The organism is uncultured Xanthomarina sp. (assembly GCF_963971605.1).
Taxonomy (GTDB): Bacteria; Bacteroidota; Bacteroidia; order Flavobacteriales; family Flavobacteriaceae; genus Xanthomarina; species Xanthomarina gelatinilytica.
On record NZ_CAXATZ010000050.1, the window covers coordinates 1 to 16,798 of the forward strand.

The window sequence follows — 16,798 nt, forward strand, 5'->3', positions numbered from 1 at the left end:
GTTCCCCAAGGCACCAAATGTATTTGATTGTTTAAATCTTGATATCTTGCCTCTTGAAACAAAGTGGCATAATCCAGCTCCAAAACTTCTTCTTTGGAAACCGGATAAGCTTCTACTCCAACATAAGCAATGGAAACGCTGTGTTTTTCTGAAGCGACCAAAGTTGCTAACGCATTTAAGCCTGAACCAAATCCAATCTCCAAAATAGAAATAGGTTGATTTTTAGTAGAAAAATGGTCTATTGCGTGTAGCAAACCATGTTTAATAAAAACATGTTCTGCTTCTTGCAAAGCACCATGAACCGAGTGGTAATGCTCATTTAATCCTACAAGTTGAATGGTTTTTGACCCATCGCCCGTAATGATGATTTTGCGTTCCAAAACTATTTAATTAATAGTTTCTGAATTCTAGTGATTGGTCCTGTACATTCCGTTTGGTGACAAGAGATACAAAGGTTGATTGTATTGTTGTAACGTTCCTTTAGGGGAACTTGGGACTCTGTGTTGAAAATTTCTTTTTCACTTTCTATAAAAAGTTTGGAAAAACTCTGAAATGTTTCGTTTCTACTTTTGAATTCTGAAAGTTCTGCTGTATGGATTTTCAAAAAATCCAATGGGAATTCTGTTGGTATTTTGCCTGCTAAAATATCTTTTTTCAATTGTAGGTTTTCTGCAAACATCTGGTTCATGAGGTTTGCCATTTCAGATGGTTGATACATATCGTAAACCACCTCATCTTTTTCAGCAATAACCTCTTCCTTTTCAGCAACAACCTCTTCCTTGGCAAGGTTACAACCAAAAAAAAGTAATAGTGTTAATATACCAAAGAAGGAATTTTTCATTTATTCTTCTTTTAGCAAAACACCATTGGCTTCAAAAGAATATGTGCGCTTAGGTTCTGTAATTGCAGCTATCTCTTCTTCGGATTTACCTGCATCTTCGGCATAATGACGTTGTTCTTCAACAGAGAGTTCGCTTACATAAGCTTTTCCATCTATAATAACTTCTTTTCCAGCAATGTTTTTCGGCATAAAAAACCCGTAATCCTTAAACTTAACCATAACCTGTTCATTGTTGCCTAAATCCAATTTCATCCAGCAACCTTTGGCTTGGCATACTTCATCTACCTTAGCAACCATTTTTGTGGAAATACTGTCCCCTACAGTTAAATCCTTATAAGTGTCTGCCATTAATTTGGCTTCTATAGCATCATTAGCTTCAATTTTATCTCCAAAAGAGGCATAAGCTATTTCCTTAACTTCTTCGGTTTTCACTGTTTGTTCTGTGTTTTGTTCTGTATTGTTCTTACAAGAAACAAATGCTAAGGTTAAAGCCAAAAGTGTAAAAAGGTGCTTCATGATAATTTCAAAAATTTAATTAAGAATAGCGTCAAAGATACGTATTTTTTAAAAAAAGTTTTGGTTTTTTATCCTAGTTTAATTTTATAAATTCGCAGTTGAAATTATAAGCCATGATAAATCCTTTAAATACCAACCTTGACATCCAAAAATCTGAAACTTCTAAGATTGAAAATGTCGATTTTGAAAACCTAGCCTTTGGAAGAACTTTTACAGATCACATGTTTGTTTGCGATTTTATTGACGGCAAATGGCAACAACCTAAAATCATGCCTTATCAGGCCATGACATTTGAACCTTCAGCTAGGGTTTTTCATTATGGTCAAGCCGTATTTGAAGGCATGAAAGCTTATAAAGACAATGCTGGGAAAATTTGGTTATTTAGACCAGAAGCCAACCATAAACGTATAAATATATCTTCGGCTAGACTGGCTATGCCTGAATTTCCGAAAGACTATTTTTTTGCTGGCTTGGAAACCTTATTGAAAATGGATAAGGAATGGATACAACCTGGTATTGGAAACTCCTTGTATATTAGGCCCTTTGTAATTGCCACTGAGCCAGCCATATCGGCCTCTCCAGCTAGCACCTACAGATTTATGATTATTTGCTCTCCAGCAAAGGCTTATTATTCTGGAAAAGTTCGCGTGTTGTTTGCTGAAAAATACAGCCGTTCTGCAGATGGAGGTGTTGGTTTTGCTAAAGCTGCCGGAAATTATGCTGCACAGTTTTACCCTACTTCTTTAGCTCAAGAAAAAGGCTATCAGCAAATAATTTGGACTGATGCACATACACACGAATATCTAGAAGAAGCCGGAACCATGAATATCTTTTTTAGGATTGATGACCGTTTGGTTACTGCTCCTACAAGCGATAGGATTTTAGATGGAATTACAAGAAAAAGCATCATCCAATTGGCAGAGGACAATGATGTAACCGTGGAAATAAGACGTGTTCCTGTAACCGAAATTAAGGAAGCAGCAAGAAATGGTAGTTTAAAGGAAATTTTTGGTGCTGGTACTGCTGCTGTGGTAAGTCCGATTTCTGCTTTTGAACATGGAAATGAAGTTTTTGAAATTCCTGATCTTGAAAATTCTTACGCCAGCAAGTTTAAAAAGCAATTACAGGACATTCAACACAATCTTTCTGAAGACAAACACGGTTGGAGACATGAGGTGAAATAACTCTGCATTATGAGTAAACTGAATTTATACAGTTTAAACATTCAGAAATCCATCCCTTGTTTTTACCTTATTTATTCTTTCCCTAGAATTTCTGAGATATTGGGTTTAAAGTAGTTTGGACCTTTTAGGACTTTGCCGTCTTCACGGTAAATAGGCTCTCCATTTTCATCCAACTTGCTCATATTGCTACGTTGTATCTCCTCAAAAACTTCTTCAATTTTATATTGTAATCCATGCTCTATTATCGTGCCACACAAAATGTAAAGCATGTCGCCCAAAGCATCTGCCACTTCTACCAAATCGTTATTATTGGCAGCTTCTAAATATTCTTCGTTTTCCTCTCGCATCAACTTATAGCGTAACATGTTTTTCTCCATACCCAAATGGGCTTTTGGTGTTTCACGATGTCCTATTTTAAAAGCTGTGTAAAATGCTTTAACTGCTTCTAATTTATCTTTCATAGAAATATGGATTCGTATTTTTGCCTAAAATTAAGGATATGTTTACAAATGGTCAATGGGTTTTTGGAATTTTATTTGCTATTGCATTTATAATCGTTATCTTCTATACCTATAGGCACGACCTAAAACTTCATAAACGTTATTACAAAGGGAGCATTTGGATACTGGTTGCCTTTATATCCTTCATTGTTTTTATTGCCTCCATCAAGTGGTTTTTTAAATAAACACCCTCATCTTATTTATTTTAACTGTTTATTTTAAAGAGGTGTTAACCTTGTGGTTTCTTTTTTTATAGACTTTTATTGATGACATTAATATTTGGTTACGATTTGTTGTTATATATATTATTTATCTGACAATTAAATAATTAATGTATCTTTAAAACGCTATTAATCTAATTTTATCACACATGAAAAATTCTATCCGAATGCTTCTGATTGTTTGTATGCTTACAAATGGTCTATTTGCCCAACAAAAACCCAATCAAAGAATTTCCAACAAAAAAACTGGCATTTCCCTAGAAACTTTGATTAAACAGAAAAACAACTCTTACGTAATTACTAATGATTATGTTAGCAAAAAAACTGGTATTAGACATGTTTACTTAAGACAAGCTGTTGATGGCATAGAGGTTCAAGGCACAGAATCCAGTATTCATTTTGATGCTTCTGGAACTGTAATTTTATCTCACAATAATTTTTTGGAAAACATCCAATCAACCGTTACCAATAAATCGGTTGCTTTAAATGCAAGTCAAGCTATTGTTTCGGTTGCCAATCAAATGAATTATCCTTTAGGCAACCTTGAAATAATCAAGCAAGAACAAGGAAAAAACAAACAAGCCATCTTTAATAAAGCTGGGATTTCTTCTGAAAACATCCCTATTAAACTTATGTATTATTTCAGGGAAAATATAGGAACCACGATAGTTTGGGAACTTTCAATTGCTGAAAACAATTCATCAGATTGGTGGAATTTTCGCGTAGATGCTGTTTCCGGTACCATTATAGACAAAGACAACCTAACATCCTATTGTAACATTTTAGGCAACCATGAAGAACACGCACCTAGTAATCCTACTAAAAACACTTCAAATTTTATAGGTCCTGTTCAAGATATTGAATATAGTAACACATCTCAAAACTATTATTTCCCTGCCATTCCTTTTGCTCCTGCAGCAAGTTACAATGTATACGCCATGCCTACGGAGTCTCCAAATCATGGTGGCAGAAGTTTAGTGACAAATCCTGAAAACTTGACTGCATCGCCTTATGGCTGGCATGATATTGATGGGATTGAAGGTGCCGAATATACCAATACAAGAGGAAATAATGTGAGTGCTTTTGATGAAGACGACAATAACGATTTACCAGACGATAGGTATACCTATAGTCCTGGAGGAAACCTAATTTTCGATTTCCCGATAAACCCTGTGTATTCGCCTGGAGAACAATCAGATGATGCCGTAGTTACCAATTTGTTTTATTGGAACAACATTATTCACGATGTGGCCTATCAATATGGATTGGATGAAGCTGCTGGAAGTTTTCAAGAAAACAATTATGGCAATGGAGGTTTGGGAAGCGATTCGGTTAATGCACATGCGCAAAGTGGTGCTGGATCATGCAATGCCAATTTTTCAACACCAGTTGACGGCTTTAAACCAAGAATGCGAATGTATGTTTGTGGTTCAAGGGATGGCGATTTGGATAATGCTGTAATAGTACACGAGTATGGTCATGGCATTTCCAATAGATTAACAGGTGGCCCAGCAAACTCATTGTGTCTTCAAAACTCCGAACAAATGGGGGAAGGTTGGAGTGATTTTTATGCGTTGCTTTTAACCATGACATCTACTGATACTGGCACAGACTCTCGAGGCATGGGAACTTGGCTAATTGGCGAAACTGCCAATGGACCAGGAATAAGAACCTATCCATATAGCACGTTGTTAGCTACAAACCCACATACGTACGACGATATTAAAACAGAAGCCGTTCCTCATGGAGTTGGCTCTGTTTGGGCTGCCATGTTATGGGAAATGACATGGAATTTAATTGACGACCAAGGTTTTGATACCGATTTTTACAATGGTACAGGTGGAAATAATATTGCATTAAATTTAGTAACACAAGCTCTAATACTACAACCCTGCAGTCCAGGTTTTGTAGATGGTCGTGATGCTATTTTAGCAGCAGACCAAGCTTTATATGGTGGCGCATACCAATGTTTAATTTGGGATGCTTTTGCAAAAAGAGGTTTAGGCTATAGTGCCTCTCAAGGTTCTTCTGGAAGCACAAGTGATGGTACCGAAGCTTTCGACTTACCTCCTGATTTTTCAAGTTTAGATACTGTTGAAGAGATTTGTTTGTCCAATGGGATCCAAACAGGCCTCTCTGGAGGATTGCCAACTGGAGGTGTATACAGTGGAACAGGTGTTACAGACGATGGAAATGGATTGACATTTACTTTTGACCCCAATGTAGCAGGAGAAGGTTTGGTGGATATAAATTATAATGTGATCGATTTTTGCCTGGGAACACCATCAACACTTCTAGACCAAATAAATGTCACCAATAACCCTCCTGACATTATTACAAGAGGTAATGGTGTCATTACATTTACAGAGTCTCAATCAGATAATCCTTTTATGGTTATTCCTGATGGAAGTCCAACAGGCGACACAGCTATTATGTCTGTCGCTTCGAATGTTGTGATTACAGATTTAAACGTGGATATAGACATCACTCACTCTTGGGTTGGCGATGTAACCATAACCATTACATCACCAAATGGAACCTCTGCTGTTATTTATGATCGTCCAGGTGTTCCAGCATCAACCTACGGTTGTAGTGGAAATAATATATTGGCAACTTTTGATGATGAAGCAATCAATCCTATAGAAACAGAATGTGCCACTACCGAACCAGCTATATTTGGCAACTTTATACCACAAAACCCTTTATCTGTTTTTGACGGTGAAAACACGCAAGGAGATTGGATTATTACGGTATCGGATAGTGTTAGTGCAGATGGTGGAACCTTAAATTCTTGGGGAATAACCTTTAATTACGAAGTGCTTTCAACACCTCTTGACGTGGTTCTGGATGCTACTGGAAATGCCACTATAAATGCCGAAGATTTATTGTTTAGCAACTCTGTGGATTGTGGTGTAACTACAGTTACTGGTGGAAACCCATTAGCTATAACCGTTAACTTTTCCTGTATGGATTTAGGCTCCAACAATGTGGACGTATCATCCGCCAACAATGCTGGAGCTTCAACTACTGGAATTGCAATAGTAAATGTTATTGACAATTTAAATCCAACAGCTAATGGACAAGACATTACGGTAGATTTGGCAGGCAATGGTTCTGTAAGTATTACAGCAGATGATGTTGATAATGGCTCTACGGATAATTGCGATTTCACTTTAAGTGTAGATATAAATACCTTTACTGCTGTTGGAGATTATCCCTTAGTTCTTACGGTTACGGATAGCTCTGGAAATGAAGATACAGTTTCTGTAAACGTAGAAGTTATTGATAGTACTTTAACCAGTGAACATTTTGAAGAAACAGATAGTAACATATCCATTTATCCGGTTCCAACCGAAGCGACTTTAAATATATCAACAGACTTAATTATTGACTCAATTGTTATGTTTGATCTGTTGGGAAAACAAATCATGTATATTGAAAAACCATCAAACAGGATAGATGTATCCAATCTTTCAGAAGGAATGTATCTTTTAAAGATTCAAACTGAAAATAAAACAGTGATAAAACGTTTTGTTAAAAATTAAATTAACCCATAAAATAATGATGACAATTTATATTTTTTTAGATGTATCATAAAACCATAAACATGAACACGTTTCTAATACTCGTATTATTACTTGCCATAAATTTTATTCTTTTAAAATTCAGTGTCAATAAATAATAAATAGGTTTGAAAGTTTTAACAATAGAAACTCAAAAAAAAAGCCTTAATGCAAAAACATTAAGGCTTTTTTATTTAATAATTTTCCTATTAATTTACCTCTGGAAGAAAACTATAATGCTTACTGTAATCTAACATCTGCCCAGGAAAAGATTCTGGTTGCGTTACTTTTATAGCTGTAATTTCACCATTGGCATCCATTTCTGGAACCAGAACTGGGTTTACAAAACCACTGTAAGGTGCAGACGTAAACTGTTTGTTTCTTTCTAAAACTTCGGCATGAAGGTCTTGGTTTACTTTTACACCATAAGTTTCAACTAAAATTTCGACAGCTTTATAATCGCCTTCAGACTTGATACGCTGAGTTTCTTTTAATAACTGCCCAAACAACTCGTGTAACTTATCATAATCGTTAATATTGAAATACGTTTTTCCGTCTCGTGTTATTTTTTCTATCACATTATCGGCTTTACCTTTTTCATAAACCCATGCACTTACCCATTGTCTGTTTCTCATATGAGCTTCTTCTACATCGTCTCCTAAGTTCAATCGGATTAATTGGGTCATCAACCCATTTCTAATATAACCATCGTAAGCTGCTTTCCCTACTGCTTTCCAATCGTCCACCAATCCCAATTCTTGTAATTTAGGATTGTATAGGTAATATAGTCCTACCAAGTCTGCACGACCTTCTTCTAACGTAGAGGCGTAATTTTTTAAAGTTTCTTTGGTCTCTCCAACTCCTGGGTTTAATTGTCCAGAAGCATGCCCAATAACTTCATGTAAAGCTGTGTGCAATTTATCTGCCAATTGTCCGTATTGTTCTTCCAATTGTAACTCTTCTTCGTCGTTTACAAATTCTTTTAAACGGTCTGAACTTCCTGCACTATTATAGGCTTCAATAATATTTCCCAAAGAAACCGATTTACTACCAACAGCTGCACGAATCCAGTTGGCATTTGGCAAATTAACACCTATTGGCGTGCTAGGGGAAGCGTCTCCAGCTTCGCCAGCAACGTTTACAACCTTGTATGTAACACCTACCACATTTTTCTTTTTATGAGCATCCATTAATGGTGCATTGTCCTCAAACCATTGTGCATTATCGGATAGTACTTTCATTTTTTGGGACATGTCAAAATCATTTACCTGAACAATGGTTTCGTAAGATCCTCTGTAACCTAACGGATCGTTATAAACCTCAATAAAACTGTTTATATAATCTACGTTACCTTCTGTTGCTGCTGTCCAAGCTACATTATAGTCGTCCCAAGTTTGTAGGTCTCCTGTTTTATAGTATTCTATCAATAAACCAATAGCATCGCCTTGGGCTTTATTTTCAGCTACGTCTTGAGCCAATTCCAACCATTTTATAATCTCGTCTATGGCAGAACCATACAGGCCACCAGATTTATAAACCAACTCTTTTAACTCACCATTTTCCTTCACTAATTTGGAGTTCAATCCATAAGATAATGGTTTGTCTGGATTAGGGGATTTTTTGTTTTTATAAAAATTTATAACATCGGCATTGGTAACATTTGGTCCATAAAAATTAACAGCCGAAAGCGCCACGTTATCCACTCCTTTGGCTTGATTTACCTTTTTGGAATCTACCTCGTTAAAAATAACGTTAAAAGCGTCCTCCTCCAATGATGCATTGGTTTCTGCCATTAACGATTTTAAATACTCCTGTGAGAATTCCGGTTTCAACTTGTCGTTTGAATAATGATGATGAATTCCGTTACTGAACCAAACACGCTTTAAATAAGTTTCAAAAGCTTTCCATTCTTCAGATGTTTTGTCTCCTGAGTAATTGGCATACACAGTTTCCAAAGCTTTTCTAATCTTTAAATTGTGTCTGTAATTCTGGTCCCAAATAATATCTCTACCTGCTAAACCTGCTTGGGTTAAATAATAAACCAGTTTTTGTTCTTTTAAGGTTAAATTATCCCATCCAGGAATTTGGTAGCGCAATATTTTAATATCGGCAAACTGCTCAACATTATAATCGAAGGTTTTTTCTTCTTTAATTTCTGTAACCTCTATAACAGGCTCCTTTTTATCTTCATTACAAGATACCAAAGCAGCAAAGGCTAAAGCAAAACTCAATACATATGTAACTTTCATGTTTATTATTTTAATTGTTCTCCTGCAAATGTAACATATATTAGGATAGTATAAAATTGATTATCTTTGAAAAACATTTATCTAACCTTCCATGAAAGCACTAAAATATATCCTGTTTTTAATTTTAATTTTAATTATAGGTTTTACCATTTATATAGCTGTACAGCCAAACTCTTTTGAAGTTAAACGAAGCAGGACCATACATGCTCCTGCCGAAGTTATTTACAATAACGTGATAGATTTTAAAAACTGGGAAGCTTGGTCCTCTTGGGTTGAAAAAGATCCTGAAACCGTAATCACTTTGGGAGAACAAACCAAAGGTATTGGAGGATCCTATTCTTGGATGGACAAAGATGGTAAGGGCAAGATGAAAACTTTAGCCACTACCGAACATGCTTCTATAGATCAGGAATTACAATTTGGGGATTTTGAACCATCTAAGGTACATTGGGAGTTTACTCCTTTAGAACAAGGAAAGACAGAAGTAACATGGAAAATGAACTCTGATAAAATTCCATTCATGTTTAAAGCCTATGCTCTTTTTTCTGGAGGTTTTGATAACATGATTGGTCCAGATTTTGAAAGAGGTCTTGAAAAGCTGGATAGTACTGTAACAGCATCCATGCAGGTATATTCGATTAAAGTGGATGGTATGGCCCAACATGGTGGAGGTTTCTATCTATACAATACCACATCCACTAAAATGGATAATTTTGAAACCGTTATGCAGGACATGTTGTCCAAGGTCAAATCATATGCATTGGAGAACAACATTACCACAGCAGGACCTCCTTTTATTCTGTATCATAAATGGGATGAACCAAATAATTCGGTCATGTTTTCAAGTTGTGTACCAACCACTGCTCAAGTAATTACAACTGAAAGCGACATCCTAACGGGACAATTGGAACCATTTAAAGCTATAAAAACAACGCTTAAAGGAAATTACAATCATTTAAAAGAAGCTTGGCAAATTACTATGGATTATATTCCAAAGAATGGTTATGAGTATACAGAACAAGGTCCAATGCTGGAGGTTTATGTTACAGACCCAACAAAAACAGCAAATCCAGCCAATTGGATTACTGAAATCTACATTGCTGTTAAAGAACAAGAAGCTTTACAATAAATCTGTTAAATGAAACAACTTCTTCTGGTATTTATTGGTGGTGGTATTGGTAGTGTTTTAAGATATGTTCTAGGGAAATATTTAAACAGTTACCAAACTGGCATTCCTTATGGCACTTTTATCGCCAACATTCTTGGGAGTTTATTGATTGGGATTATTTTAGGGCTTGCAGCAAAAAACAACTCTATTTCCCAAAACCACACCTTGTTACTGGCCACTGGGTTTTGTGGTGGTTTTACCACTTTTTCTGCTTTTGCTTATGAAAACCATATCTTTTTAAAAGCTGGAGACTTTACCAGCTTTGCTATGTACACCATTGCCAGTTTTGTAGTTGGCTTTCTTGCCGTTTTCTTAGGGATGTTTCTTGTAAAATAAAAAAATCACCAATTTTTCATAAAATATACGACATTCTGCGTATGTTTTGGCTTTCAAATAATTAGGAGTTTTGAAACATAAATCAATAAAACCTAGTTATGATGAAAAATTTATTATGCCTTGTAGCCTTATTTATTTTAAGCTACACCCAAGCTCAAAACATTCTTATTGTTGACAACGACCCTGTTATTGACACATCTCCTGCTCATATGTTTAACAACATTACTGATGCGATTGCTGCCGCAAATAACGGAGATATTATTTACGTACAACCGTCTTTAACAAGTTATGGAGCTGTTACTATCAACAAAGAAATCACTCTTTTTGGTTCAGGTTATGCACCAGAATTAAACGATGGTAGAAGAACCGAATTATCAAGTGTAAGAATTGATGCTGATAACATTAAAATTAGTGGGTTTTACATCAGTACTTACATCACTTACAACTCAAGCACATCTACATCTGATAATATTATTATTGAAGATAACTTTGTTAACCAAACTATTTTTGTAGGCTCTACAAATGCTGGTCATGCCACTACCAACAACAACTGGATTATTAGAGGAAATATCATTAATTACGGAATTACACTACATGCAGACCCAACAAAATGTGTAAACACCGTAATTACCAATAACCATATTACACTATTAAATGGTAGCACTTCAGCATCCTATGCCTTACGCTATTTTAATGACACAACCATTTTTAACAATAACGTTGTTAGAATTAACCATACTTGGGGAAACACAAATATTTTCCCAAACATGACTGGTGATGTAACTGCTTTCAATAATATATTTATCTCAAACGGAATAAACACTTTATTTACACCAACTACAGGTAGAACACTAACTCTTAATAACTCTATTAGCTACATGTCAACTGGTGGTACACTTTCACTAGCAATGCCAGGAACAGGTAATTTCGACAACCAAAACCCATTCTTTACAAGTGTAGCATCATCGGCTTTTGATATGGCTCCTGAAGATGATTTCACGCTTTCTCCAAGTTCAGTTGGGCTTAACGCTGGTTCTGACGGAAATGACATAGGTATTTACAATGGCTATTATGATTTTGATATGCGTGGTTACCCAACCGAATTACCATACTTAACAAGCTTTACTATCAGCAACAACTTTATTGAAGCTGGTGAAAACATCAACATAAACGTAAAGGCAAATGCTAATAAGTCTAATTAATAATCAAAAAATAAACTGATTATGAAACGACTTATTCACATAACTTTTTTGCTTACCGCTTACCTATCGTTTGCTCAAGGTGATATTTCTGAAATAGAATATTACTTTGACACCGATCCAGGTATTGGCAATGGCACAAGTATAGATATTGACCCAGATGCTGAAGTACTTAATCAAAACTTCAGTATTCCTACAACAGGATTATCTGCTGGCAACCACAAGCTATTTGTACGCGCTGTAAAAGATGATGGCAGCACTAGCTATTACTATTCTCAAAGCTTTAGTGTTAAAGCAGCTAATGCAACCTTTAACACAGCAAACATTGATGGTTTTGAATATTATATTGATACAGATCCTGGTGTTGGCAACGGCACACAATTATCTGTAGCTGCTATGGAGACTATTGACCAATCGTTCAATATTCCAACAGCTGCTTTAAGTTCTGGTAGTCATAAATTATTCATTAGAGTAAAAAATAGCGATGGAACTTATGGCGCATATGATAATGTAGCTTTTAGCATTAACCATAGTCCTGCTGTATTTAACAATTATGATATTACAACTGCTGAATACTATTTTGGTACTGACCCAGGAACTGGAAATGCGACAGCAATTACAATACCTACAGGCGAAACCTTGGATGAGAATTTAGCATTTCTTACAAACACATTACCGCAAGGTAGCCATAGAGCCTTTGTAAGAGTAAAAAATGCAAACGATGTATGGTCTTTATATGACCATATAGTATTTTCTGTTGTACCACTAGCAGAGATTAATATAGCTGATATTAACAGCATAGAATATTATTTTGACGCTGATCCTGGCATAGGTTTAGGCAATCAAGTAACAATCACTGATACTGAAACCGTAGACCAAAATCTTGCTATTCCTACAACAGGTTTACCTACAGGGAGCCACAGATTATTTATACGTGTTGGTAATACTGCTGGCAACTATAGTGTTTACACACATACAGTATTTTCTGTAAGAACACCTACGTTTTTCAATAACGCATCTATAGCAGCTGCCGAATATTTTATAGATGTAGACCCTGGATTTGGCAGTGCCACAGCACTCTCTGTCTCCGGAGATAATTTAGATGAAAACCTAACCATACCTACCTCTGCAAGTTTAGCGCAAGGAGATCATTATTTACACATTCGTGTTTTAAATGCAGATGGATCTTGGTCTTTATATGATAGGAAACTGTTTGAAATAGATGGGACTTTAGGAATCGATTCAGATGATCTTTCTGAAATACGTATATTTCCTATTCCCACATCAGATTATGTAAACATAATAACACCTTATCATATTCAAATAAAATCTATAGGAATCATTGACCTTAATGGGAAAGTTGTGATGCAATTAAATAATCCAGTGGAAAAAATAAACCTGTCCAATTTACAACAAGGCGTATATTTACTGCAAATACAAACCCAGAATGGCAATCTGTCCAAACGGATTATTAAAAATTAAGTTTTAGTTAGCTAGTTTATTAAAGCGTCTAATCAAGTTATTAGGCGCTTTAATGTTTTTTAAAGGCCTTAACTCCTGCTTCAATTTTAGTTTCTAAGTAATTCTCTCTAGGAACAATGGGACATGAATATTTTTCATTATACGCGCAATAAGGGTTGTAGGCCGTGTTAAAATCTATAATAACCTTATCATCTTCTGGAATTCTACATTCTACATAACGTCCTCCTCCATAAGTTGTGTCTCCATTGGTAAGGTCTAAAAAAGGAAGAAATAGGTAATCATCATAGCCAAGTTGGTTTTTCAAATCCAAATCTTGATAAATATTAAGTTCGTGTGTTTTGCCTTTCAACTTAAATGTCACAACTCCATACTTCACATACATGGGCAATCTGTCTGTTGTTGTTTTCATCCTAAAAGGTGTTTCATCAGGTGTTCTAGTTAAAGTTGCAGTTACAACATAGGTAGAATCAAATTTAAAGAAATCAAGTCCTTTAAATTCTTTGCGGTCTTTGTCTTTTAATGGCGATTTGGTAGCATCTTTAAAATCGGCATTCATTTTCCTTTGAAACTCTGTTTCTCCCAAAATTGGCTGTTTATCTTGCGCACAGCTTAAAACTGATATCAATAAAAAAAATTGCAGGAAGTATTTCATTGTAATATTTTTTTCATTTCAAAAATACAACTTTAAAGTATTTTGTTTAGATTTGAGTCATTAAAAGTAAAAAACAATGTTTAATTACGTCACTATTTGTAGAAAACAAACCACTTCTGGTAAGAAGCGTTGGGCAATCTATGTATTCTAGTGATTTAATTATCAAATAAAATTATATATAAGTGAGTCCGACGAAAACGTCGGACTTTTTACTTTTAAGATATCTCATTTAAGAAAAAATGAAAACACTTTTTAGCAATTATATTAATACTTTTAAAGGACTGTCTTCTGAAGTTTGGTGGCTTGCACTCATTACGTTAATCAACAGGGCAGGCACCATGGTTATTCCATTTTTATCCTTGTACTTGACCAAAAGTTTAAATTTTACTTTTGCAGAAGTTGGTTGGGTTATGTCTGCCTTTGGTTTGGGTTCTGTCGCAGGTTCTTGGCTTGGAGGAAAATTAACAGACAAAATAGGGTATTATAAAGTAATGGTGAGAAGTTTGCTATCAACCGGAATTCTGTTCATAGGATTGCAATTCTTAAATACTTTTGTTTCATTCTGCATTGGCATTTTTATTATCATGTTAGTGGCAGATATGTTCCGTCCTGCCATGTTTGTGGCATTAAGTGCTTATAGCAAACCAGAAAACAAAACACGATCGGTTACTTTAATTCGCTTGGCCATTAACCTAGGTTTTTCTGCCGGACCTGCTGTTGGAGGCTTGATTATTACAACAGTGAGCTATAATGGGTTGTTTTGGGTTGATGGAATTACCTGTATGTTAGCAACACTTCTTCTTATTAAAGTACTAAACCCTAAAAAGGCAAAGACATTGGATAATGTTATAAACCAGAATCCTCAATCAGCATATAAAGACAAGGCTTTTTGGATATTTTTAGCTTCTATGACGTTATTTGGAATTATTTTCCTGCAATATTTTTCTACCATGCCATTATATTACAAAGATGTACATAAGCTTTCAGAATTCGAAATAGGATTGCTGTTGGGATTAAACGGCTTTTTTATTTTTATTTTGGAAATGCCTCTAATCAAATGGCTTGAACATACGCGATATACCAAACCTGGACTCATGATATTTGGAGCTGCACTAACATTAGTAAGTTTTTTAGTCCTTGATTTAACTTCTTGGGTTGGAGTATTGGTTATTGGCATGTTATTAATGACTATTGGGGAAATGATTGCTTTTCCTTTTTCAAATGCATTTGCCATGCAACGCGCTAAAAAAGGAAATCAAGGGGAGTATATGGCACTATATACCATTTCATTTTCTATTTCCCACATTTTTGGGCATAATGCAGGATTACATTTAGTAGACAGCTTTGGTTTTGATGCAACATGGCTTATTATGGGGTTTTTAGGACTGATTTGTGTAAGCCTTTTATACTATTTAAAACAATACCTAAAGTCGAAAAATGAATTATACCTGAAATAATTTGATAGTATCTATAAATTAAAAAATAATGCGGCTAAGAAAATCTGCCAGAGAACTCCTTAAAAAGGCTCATGGCATAGATATACGTGGTTATAAAGACCTAGAATATTTAGATTTATTAAGAAATGAAATTGATGAATCTAGGATTTTATTTGCAGAATGGGTAAAAACATTTGATTGTTGGAATTACATGATTGATCGTTGGGATCTTTTAAATCCTCCTGGAATAAATTATGTAGATCATGATCCAAATGATGATAATCCATTTAACAATAAAGATATGTAGTATTTATTTTAATGGTTTCACAGGGTTGTGTTTAATAACATGCGATAAGACAATTTGAGTTTTGGTTTCACCATAAACTATCAATTGGTCAATAAAAAGTTCCAAGTGCTTCTGATTTTTTAAAACAACTTCCATTACTATATTTTCATTACCTGTAATTCTGTAGCAATTAATTACTTCATCAAAAGATTTAACTTTTTCCAAAAAAGGCTTTAACATACCCATAAAAGCTCTAATGGTAATTAATGCTTTTAATTGGTAGCCAACTTCAAAAGGGGAAACAGTTGTATGATAATTTTGAATAATCCCAAGGTCTTCCATTTTCTTAATCCGTTCTGAAACAGCAGGAGAACTAATCCCTACTTGCCTACCTATTTCTGCATTGGATTGTCTCGCGTTGCTCTGCAAACATTTAAGAATTTTCCAATTTAATTGATCAAGACTCATTTTAAAGATATTTTAATAAAAACATTAAATATTAAACCAAATATACAACTTTACCTTAAATCCAAAAGTTAAAAATGAAAACTAGTTACTACTTTTGAGTAAATTGCTATAATAAATGATTCCAAATATGCCTTCACATTTGTCCCATTTGCCTATATATCAAAAGGCTATGGATATTATTGTTCTGTCTCGAAGTATTTCAACATATTTAAATCAAGATTTAGCGTATTTACAACCCGATGGAAAAGAAGATATTAACATATATTTCTCTGGAGATATAGTGCAACAATCCACCTCTTTAGCTCCTGAAATAGAAAAAGCTGAATTGGAAAAATATAGTGATAAAAAGCACAAACATATTGCATCTGTAAAACGTTTAACTAATCTACTCTATAAAAACTGTTGCCGATTAGAAAAGTCTAATAGTAATGGCAAAGATTATCTACCTATACTTAGAAATGAACTTAAAAAGTTTAGAAAACTGCAACACACATGGTCTTTAACGCTTTAATCAGTCAATAGGGACTAGATTCAAATTTCCTAAATAAATAATAATTAGCGTTTTAGTTTAAAAATCTATATTCAATTTTGTTAAAAACACATTTTAAAGTGAATACAAAACTGAAAGCTGAATGATTTCATAAACAAAAGGTTTTACCTAATTTCAAGCGCCCTGTCATATGGTCATTTTCAAGTT

Annotated in this window: 15 protein-coding genes and 1 pseudogene; 9 read left to right on the forward strand and 7 right to left on the reverse strand. The window is 34.8% G+C overall.

The features are described from left to right. The 3 genes and pseudogenes from AACY93_RS12850 to AACY93_RS12860 all read right to left on the reverse strand — a co-directional run. Positions 1 to 380 (reverse strand): annotated as a pseudogene (locus AACY93_RS12850) (SAM-dependent methyltransferase); the annotation flags it as partial. A 2-nt stretch (positions 381 to 382) separates the two neighbouring features. Beyond that, positions 383 to 841 carry a hypothetical protein gene (locus AACY93_RS12855; protein ID WP_007650075.1) on the reverse strand — a complete coding sequence of 153 codons (459 nt, stop codon included), beginning with the start codon at positions 839 to 841 and terminating at the stop codon, positions 383 to 385. After that, entirely contained in the window at positions 842 to 1,357 is a 516-nt protein-coding gene (locus AACY93_RS12860) for a DUF4920 domain-containing protein (protein ID WP_007650073.1), read from the reverse strand. It lies immediately after the preceding gene. Between the two features lie 113 nt (positions 1,358 to 1,470). Between AACY93_RS12860 and AACY93_RS12865 the strand changes: the two genes are divergently transcribed. Beyond that, entirely contained in the window at positions 1,471 to 2,541 is a 1,071-nt protein-coding gene (locus AACY93_RS12865) for a branched-chain amino acid aminotransferase (protein ID WP_287006310.1), read from the forward strand. A 71-nt stretch (positions 2,542 to 2,612) separates the two neighbouring features. Here the strand turns inward: AACY93_RS12865 and AACY93_RS12870 are convergent, their stop codons facing one another. Continuing rightward, positions 2,613 to 3,002: a nucleoside triphosphate pyrophosphohydrolase family protein gene (locus AACY93_RS12870; protein ID WP_287006308.1), complete on the reverse strand. Its 390-nt coding sequence runs from the start codon at positions 3,000 to 3,002 to the stop codon at positions 2,613 to 2,615. Between the two features lie 409 nt (positions 3,003 to 3,411). Between AACY93_RS12870 and AACY93_RS12875 the strand changes: the two genes are divergently transcribed. Continuing rightward, a complete protein-coding gene (locus AACY93_RS12875) occupies positions 3,412 to 6,807 on the forward strand; it encodes a M36 family metallopeptidase (protein ID WP_287006303.1) in 3,396 nt (1,131 codons plus the stop codon). 227 nt (positions 6,808 to 7,034) lie between these two features. On the opposite strand, the gene AACY93_RS12880 is transcribed toward AACY93_RS12875, so the two are convergent. Continuing rightward, positions 7,035 to 9,074 (reverse strand): dihydrofolate reductase, encoded by a 2,040-nt coding sequence (locus AACY93_RS12880; protein ID WP_287006301.1) that lies wholly within the window; start codon positions 9,072 to 9,074, stop codon positions 7,035 to 7,037. Between the two features lie 91 nt (positions 9,075 to 9,165). On the opposite strand from AACY93_RS12880, the gene AACY93_RS12885 reads away from it, so the two are divergent. From AACY93_RS12885 to AACY93_RS12900, 4 genes are all read left to right on the forward strand, one after another. Next, positions 9,166 to 10,203, forward strand: coding sequence for an SRPBCC family protein (locus tag AACY93_RS12885; protein WP_287006300.1), 1,038 nt, complete (start codon positions 9,166 to 9,168; stop codon positions 10,201 to 10,203). Between the two features lie 9 nt (positions 10,204 to 10,212). After that, positions 10,213 to 10,578 carry a fluoride efflux transporter CrcB gene (crcB, locus tag AACY93_RS12890; protein WP_287006299.1) on the forward strand — a complete coding sequence of 122 codons (366 nt, stop codon included), beginning with the start codon at positions 10,213 to 10,215 and terminating at the stop codon, positions 10,576 to 10,578. 98 nt (positions 10,579 to 10,676) lie between these two features. After that, the gene (locus AACY93_RS12895) at positions 10,677 to 11,780 is read left to right on the forward strand and encodes a hypothetical protein (protein ID WP_287006298.1); all 1,104 of its coding nucleotides are present in this window, start codon (positions 10,677 to 10,679) and stop codon (positions 11,778 to 11,780) included. Positions 11,781 to 11,801: 21 nt separating this feature from the next. Beyond that, positions 11,802 to 13,259, forward strand: coding sequence for a T9SS type A sorting domain-containing protein (locus tag AACY93_RS12900; RefSeq protein WP_287006297.1), 1,458 nt, complete (start codon positions 11,802 to 11,804; stop codon positions 13,257 to 13,259). A 49-nt stretch (positions 13,260 to 13,308) separates the two neighbouring features. Here AACY93_RS12900 and AACY93_RS12905 read toward each other — a convergent pair whose 3' ends face one another. Further along, on the reverse strand, positions 13,309 to 13,911 hold the full coding sequence (locus AACY93_RS12905; protein ID WP_287006294.1) for a DUF1684 domain-containing protein: 603 nt from the start codon (positions 13,909 to 13,911) through the stop codon (positions 13,309 to 13,311). Between the two features lie 239 nt (positions 13,912 to 14,150). Between AACY93_RS12905 and AACY93_RS12910 the strand changes: the two genes are divergently transcribed. Then, a complete protein-coding gene (locus AACY93_RS12910; RefSeq protein WP_287006292.1) occupies positions 14,151 to 15,368 on the forward strand; it encodes an MFS transporter in 1,218 nt (405 codons plus the stop codon). A 28-nt stretch (positions 15,369 to 15,396) separates the two neighbouring features. After that, positions 15,397 to 15,654, forward strand: coding sequence for a hypothetical protein (locus AACY93_RS12915; RefSeq protein WP_287006291.1), 258 nt, complete (start codon positions 15,397 to 15,399; stop codon positions 15,652 to 15,654). A 3-nt stretch (positions 15,655 to 15,657) separates the two neighbouring features. On the opposite strand, the gene AACY93_RS12920 is transcribed toward AACY93_RS12915, so the two are convergent. Further along, the gene (locus tag AACY93_RS12920; protein WP_287006290.1) at positions 15,658 to 16,101 is read right to left on the reverse strand and encodes an Lrp/AsnC family transcriptional regulator; all 444 of its coding nucleotides are present in this window, start codon (positions 16,099 to 16,101) and stop codon (positions 15,658 to 15,660) included. Between the two features lie 115 nt (positions 16,102 to 16,216). On the opposite strand from AACY93_RS12920, the gene AACY93_RS12925 reads away from it, so the two are divergent. After that, positions 16,217 to 16,612 (forward strand): hypothetical protein, encoded by a 396-nt coding sequence (locus AACY93_RS12925; RefSeq protein WP_040492062.1) that lies wholly within the window; start codon positions 16,217 to 16,219, stop codon positions 16,610 to 16,612. Positions 16,613 to 16,798 lie beyond the last annotated feature (186 nt).